Genomic DNA, 5,698 nt, shown 5'->3' with positions numbered 1-5,698 from the left:
ATAACAAAGAAGAAGGAATCTTGATAGATGAAAGTGGAAAAGTAAATGGAAGAGGAGCTTATGTGTGCAAGGATGAAGCTTGCATCAAGGGCCTTAAAAAATCAAATAAGCTAAACCAAGCCTTTAAAATGAAAATAAATGATGATATTTATGAGGAGTTAGAAGCTTATGAACTAAAATGAGGTGATTAGATGGCTGATAAAATAAGAGTATACGAATTAGCAAAAGAAAATGGCTTAGAATCTAAGGAAATGATTAAGATTCTAAATGAAGAATTCAACCTAGGTATAAAGTCCCATATGTCTATGATTAGCGGCGAAAATCGCAAATTAATCAATGAATACCTAAGCGAACTTAATGATGATTCTAGCAATGAAATTAGCGAAGAAGAAATAATAGAAAAGCCTAAAGCAAAAGCTAAACAAGAGAAAAAAAGAGAAAAGAAAGTTGATTTAAAAACTTTTGACGAAGATGAAGAAGAAAAACCAGCGAAAAAGAATAGAAAAAAGAAAAATAAGAAGAGAAAATCAAAGAAGAGCAATAGGCAAGAGAAGAGTATGAAAGCTAATAAAGAATCAAGAATAGAAATACCAGAAACTGTAAATGTTAAGGCGTTTGCAGATAAACTTGGAGAAAGCCCAAATTCAGTAATAGGAAAACTAATAGGTCTTGGCACAATGGCAGGACTTAACGACCAGATAGATTTTGATACAGCAAACCTTGTAGCCATGGAATTTGGCAAGGAAATCTTTAAGGAAGAAGAATATGATGCCCTAGAAGAGCAATCATATGATTTAGACTATGAAGATAAGGAAGAAAACTTAATTGAAAGACCTCCTGTTGTATCAGTAATGGGTCACGTTGACCATGGTAAGACAAGTATACTAGATGCTATAAGGAATACTTCTGTAACTCGTGGAGAAGCTGGCGGTATTACCCAACATATCGGTGCTTACACTGTAAATGTTAATGGCAAGGCAATATCCTTCCTAGATACACCAGGCCACGAAGCCTTCACAGAAATGAGGATGAGAGGCGCTCAATCAACAGATATAGCAATCCTTGTAGTAGCTGCAGATGATGGGGTTATGCCACAAACAGTTGAGGCTATTAACCATGCTAAGGCAGCAGATATTCCAATAATTGTAGCAATTAATAAGATGGATAAGGAAACAGCCGATCAAAATAGAGTAATGCAAGGTCTAATGGAATATGGTCTAGTACCTGAAGAATGGGGTGGAGATACAATAATGGTTCCAGTTTCAGCCCACACAGGTAAGGGAATCAAGGACTTACTTGAAATGGTCTTACTTGTAGCTGAAGTTAGGGAGCTAAGGGCAAATCCAAACAGGGATGCGGTTGGTATAATAATCGAAGCCCAATTAGATAAGGCAAGGGGACCTGTTGCAACTGTCCTTGTTCAAAAGGGAACCCTTCGTCAAGGAGATTATGTAGTTACTGGTTCTGCTTCAGGTAGGATTAGGGCTATGTTTGATTCAAAGGGTAAACAAATTAAAGAAGCAGGTCCATCTATCCCAGCCCAAATCCTAGGTCTATCAGATGTAGCAGAAGCTGGGGATAAGATTTATGCAGTAAAAGATGAAAAAATCGCTCGTGACTATGCAGATAGGGCAGCTGAATTCAAACGTGAAGAAAGATTAATAGCTAAGGCTAATACAAATCTTGAAGATATGTATTCAGACATCCAGGAAGGCGAATTAAAAGAACTTAATATAATTGTTAAGACCGATGTTAAGGGAACTGTTGATGCTGTAAGCTCTTCTCTTACAAAATTATCTAACGAAGAAGTTAAGGTAACAGTAATAGCCGGTGCTGTTGGTGGTATCACAGAATCAGACGTACTTTTAGCCCAAGCATCAAATGCGATAATAATCGGCTTTAATGTAAGGCCAACCCAAGGCGCTTTAGAAAGAGCTAAGGATAATAATATTGAAATCAGGACCTACAGCGTAATTTACGAAGCAATCGAGGATGTATCAAAGGCTATAGTAGGTATGCTTGATCCTGAATTTAAGGAAAATGTACTTGGTAGGGCAGAAGTAAGAGATACCTTCAAGATTCCGGGAGCCGGCACAATCGCAGGTGTCATGGTAACAAGTGGTGTTATTACAAGGAAAGCAAAAATCAGACTATTAAGAGATAACGTAGTTATTTTTGATGGAGATATTTCATCAATGAAGAGATTTAAGGATGACGCATCAAAACTTCCAGCAGGTTATGAAGGCGGACTTGGACTTGAAAGATACAACGATATTAAAGTGGGTGACGTTATGGAAGCCTACGAAATGGTTGAAACAGAAAGAAGTTTATAGATGAATAAAAAAAGAACAGCAAGGATTTCTTCTGAAGTAAAAAGGGAAATCTCTAAGATAATTAGAGATGACCTAAATGATCCAAGATTAACAACAGAAGCTATGGTATCAGTTACAGATGTAGAAGTTACCAACGACTTATCCTATGCTGATGTATATATTTCTGTCCTTGGAGATAATAATATCAAGGATGAAGTAATGCAAGCCCTAAACCAAGCCAAGGGTTATATAAAAATCCTAATTGGTGAGAGGATGAGATTAAGGTCTATGCCAGAATTTCGTTTCAAATTCGATAATTCAATAGAGCATGGTGCCTACATGGATAAGTTAATAGCAGAAACAATCGCAAAGGATAAAAAAGCAAATGAATCTAGAGAAGATTAGTAAAGAACATTTAGATAAGTTTATAGAAATGGTTGACGAGGCTAATACAATCGCCATCGCCAGCCACGTAAACCCAGACGGAGACAACCTCGGTTCTTCCCTTGGTTTGAGACGCTCACTTGAATTATATGGTAAGGATGTAGAAGTTATTGCAATTGATACAATTGATGACTACTTAAAATTTTTGCCAGACCTTGATCATTATAAGGAAGCGACCAGGGATAAGTACGACTTATTTATAATTTTAGATTGCTCTGAATTTGATAGGATAGGTCACGCAACAGAGATTGCCAAAAGAAGCGATAAGACCGTAGTTATGGACCACCATGTTGGTGGAAAAATCAACTGCGACCTAAATATGATTTATGAAACATCACCTGCAACCTGCGAGATAGTTTATGAAGTTATTGATAGACTAAATCTGCCAATGGATAAGACAATAGGCACTCTTTTATTTACAGGCCTATGCACAGATACAGGTAGGTTCATGTACTCAAATGTATCTGAATATACCTTTAGGGCCGCAGGCAGACTAATTACAGCTGGAATTGATTATGAAGATATTTATAAAAATCTTTACCAATCCCAACCAGTCGCTGTAATGAAATTTCATAATGAAATTATATCTAAGGCTGAATTTTTCGACAAAAAGGCTTTTGCTGTTGCTAGTAAAGACCAAGTGGCAAAATACGGTGTCCAAATGGGTGATGCAGAGTCTATAGTTAATAAACTAAGAGACCTTAGGGAAGTAAACGTGTCTATGATTGTAAAAGAATATGATGACGGTGAATACAAGGTATCTATGAGAAGTAAAACAGCTGATGTATCCGCAGTTGCTAGAGCAAATGGCGGTGGTGGTCACATCAAGGCCAGCGGATATTCTATCTTTGACGATAGCCTAGAGGCTGCTTGCCAGAAAGCCTTAGCTGTTTTAAAGGAAATAGATGCTTAACGGAATCCTTAACGTTAATAAAGAAAAGGGCATATCTTCAGCCAGGGTAGTTAGTCTTGTAAGGCGTGCTTTTGGTATGAAAAAAGTCGGTCACACCGGCACCTTAGACCTTGAAGCAAGTGGAGTTTTACCTATTGTAATAGGGAAAGCTACCAGGGTTTCAGACTATATGATGACCAAAGATAAGGTCTACGAAACAGAATTAATCTTCGGTGCCAAAACCGATACCCTAGATGCTGCCGGAGAAATAATAGCAAACTCTGACAAAGAAGTCACTAAAGAAGAATTTCTCCAAGTGATGAATACTTTTAGGGGGGAGATTTATCAAATCCCTCCTATGTATTCAGCTCTTAAAGTTAATGGAAAAAAACTATATGATTTAGCCAGAGAGGGCATAGAAATCGAGAGGAAAAGACGAAAAGTTAAAATCTATGCTATAGAGCTTCTTGATTTTTCTTTTCCTAAGGCCATAATTAGAGTTACCTGTTCCAAGGGGACTTATATTAGAACCTTAGTTGATGATATTGGAGAGAAACTTGGGACTTTCGCCTATGTTAATGAGCTTAAAAGGGTTCGAGTTGGTGAATTAGAAATTAAAGATGCTATAAAAAGTCAAGACCTGTTAGAAATCCCAAAGGAAGGATTAATAGAAAAACTTTACCCAATAGACACAGCTCTCAAGGATTTTGACAAGATGGTCCTTGGGATAAAATATTTGGATAAACTAGTAAATGGTCAACTTGTAGAAGTAGATAAAAATTATGGTAAGATTATAAGAGTTTATGCTGGCGAAGACTTTATCGGACTAGGAAACAATTTCAGTTGCGATGGCAAAAATTTCTTAAAAATGGAGAAAGTATTTTATGAAAGAGCAGATAAGAATTTATGATTTAAATAGCGACCTACCAGATTTAGAAAAAAAGGTAGTAAGCTTGGGATATTTTGATGGGGTTCATTTAGGCCATCAAAAATTAATGAAAAGAAATATAGCCTTATCTAAAAAATACGGCTACACTCCATCTATCCTACTTTTTAAGGAAAATACTTCTACAACTGTAAAGGACGAAAAGCGTTACTTATCAAGCCTTGAAGATAAGGTTGAAATCCTATCGCAATTAGGTATAAAAACTTTTTGTTTGGTCGATTTTGATGAAAATTTTATGAAGCTTTCTCCAAAAGATTTTATAAAAACAATTATTGCTGAAAAATTAAATGCCAAGATAATTATAGTTGGAGATGACTACCGCTTTGGCTACAAGGCAAGCGGCAATGTCGATACTCTTAGAGAATATGAAGATATTTTTGCCTATAAGACTGATGTAGTGGATTTTGAGATGGAAGATAATCACGAAAAGATTTCATCAGGTCACATTAGGGATATGATAAGGAATGGGCAAATTGCAAAGGCTAATAAGTACTTAGGCAGACCATTTAAGATTAGGGGTAGTGTTGTTCATGGCAAACAAAGAGGAAGATTATTAAATTTTCCTACAGCTAATCTCGAGCCAAGTTTTCCCTATGTAATGCCAAGAGATGGTGTTTATGTCACAATCACCAACATCAGGGGCGAAGATTATTACGGGCTTACAAACATTGGCTCCAATCCAACCTTTGAAGAAGGCGATGATAAGAAAATAGAGACCTACATATTTGATTTTAACCAGTCAATTTACGATGAAAATATTAGTGTGGAATTTATCGAATTTCTAAGACCTGATTATAAATTTTCTTCGGCTGAAGAATTGATTGGCCAGATGGATAAGGATAAAAAAGAAGGCTTGGAATATATAGAAAAACACCTTAAATGATTTGTCAAAACAATATTTGGGGTGTATAATGAATAGGTAGCTTTGCTAGGTATATGAGACCTCGACTAGTACATGGCAAAGGCTGAATATAAAAACGGAGGAAATTATGAACGCAGTAGAAAAACAAGCAATAATCAAAGAATACCAATTAGACGAGAAAGACACAGGTTCACCAGAAGTACAAATCGCTATCCTTTCAAAGAGAATAGCTGACTTAACTG

Annotated in this window: 7 protein-coding genes; all 7 read left to right on the top strand. The window is 36.4% G+C overall.

The genetic code is table 11. The features are described from left to right. On the top strand, positions 1-182 hold a 182-nt coding region (locus RQ893_RS07760; RefSeq protein ID WP_311482460.1), incomplete at its 5' end, for a YlxR family protein. Positions 183-191: 9 nt separating this feature from the next. Further along, positions 192-2,333 carry a translation initiation factor IF-2 gene (gene infB / locus RQ893_RS07755; RefSeq protein ID WP_311482459.1) on the top strand — a complete coding sequence of 714 codons (2,142 nt, stop codon included), beginning with the start codon at positions 192-194 and terminating at the stop codon, positions 2,331-2,333. Further along, on the top strand, positions 2,334-2,717 hold the full coding sequence (gene rbfA, locus RQ893_RS07750; protein WP_311482458.1) for a 30S ribosome-binding factor RbfA: 384 nt from the start codon (positions 2,334-2,336) through the stop codon (positions 2,715-2,717). It begins immediately after the preceding gene. Then, the gene (locus RQ893_RS07745; RefSeq protein WP_311482457.1) at positions 2,698-3,669 is read left to right on the top strand and encodes a bifunctional oligoribonuclease/PAP phosphatase NrnA; all 972 of its coding nucleotides are present in this window, start codon (positions 2,698-2,700) and stop codon (positions 3,667-3,669) included. Before rbfA ends, RQ893_RS07745 begins: the two co-directional genes overlap by 20 nt. Then, a complete protein-coding gene (gene truB, locus RQ893_RS07740; RefSeq protein ID WP_311482456.1) occupies positions 3,662-4,558 on the top strand; it encodes a tRNA pseudouridine(55) synthase TruB in 897 nt (298 codons plus the stop codon). The genes RQ893_RS07745 and truB overlap by 8 nt, the downstream gene beginning before the upstream one ends. Beyond that, positions 4,533-5,477, top strand: a complete 945-nt coding sequence (locus tag RQ893_RS07735; RefSeq protein ID WP_311482455.1) for a bifunctional riboflavin kinase/FAD synthetase — start codon at positions 4,533-4,535, stop codon at positions 5,475-5,477. Before truB ends, RQ893_RS07735 begins: the two co-directional genes overlap by 26 nt. A 106-nt stretch (positions 5,478-5,583) precedes the next feature. Continuing rightward, positions 5,584-5,698 (top strand): 30S ribosomal protein S15 (locus RQ893_RS07730; protein WP_399523562.1); only part of this gene is annotated, 115 nt, incomplete at its 3' end.

This window comes from uncultured Anaerococcus sp., from assembly GCF_963510915.1.
GTDB lineage: Bacteria > Bacillota > Clostridia > Tissierellales > Peptoniphilaceae > Anaerococcus.
Note: the sequence above shows the minus strand (reverse complement) of the source record. Positions and strands in the feature narration are given on the sequence as shown.

What these genes read in the sequence shown, in the direction of transcription:
- infB (WP_311482459.1), top strand. Translation starts at nt 192, where the DNA reads ATGGCTGATAAAATAAGAGTATACGAATTAGCAAAAGAAAATGGCTTA.
- rbfA (WP_311482458.1), top strand. Translation starts at nt 2,334, where the DNA reads ATGAATAAAAAAAGAACAGCAAGGATTTCTTCTGAAGTAAAAAGGGAA.
- RQ893_RS07745 (WP_311482457.1), top strand. Translation starts at nt 2,698, where the DNA reads ATGAATCTAGAGAAGATTAGTAAAGAACATTTAGATAAGTTTATAGAA.
- truB (WP_311482456.1), top strand. Translation starts at nt 3,662, where the DNA reads ATGCTTAACGGAATCCTTAACGTTAATAAAGAAAAGGGCATATCTTCA.
- RQ893_RS07735 (WP_311482455.1), top strand. Translation starts at nt 4,533, where the DNA reads ATGAAAGAGCAGATAAGAATTTATGATTTAAATAGCGACCTACCAGAT.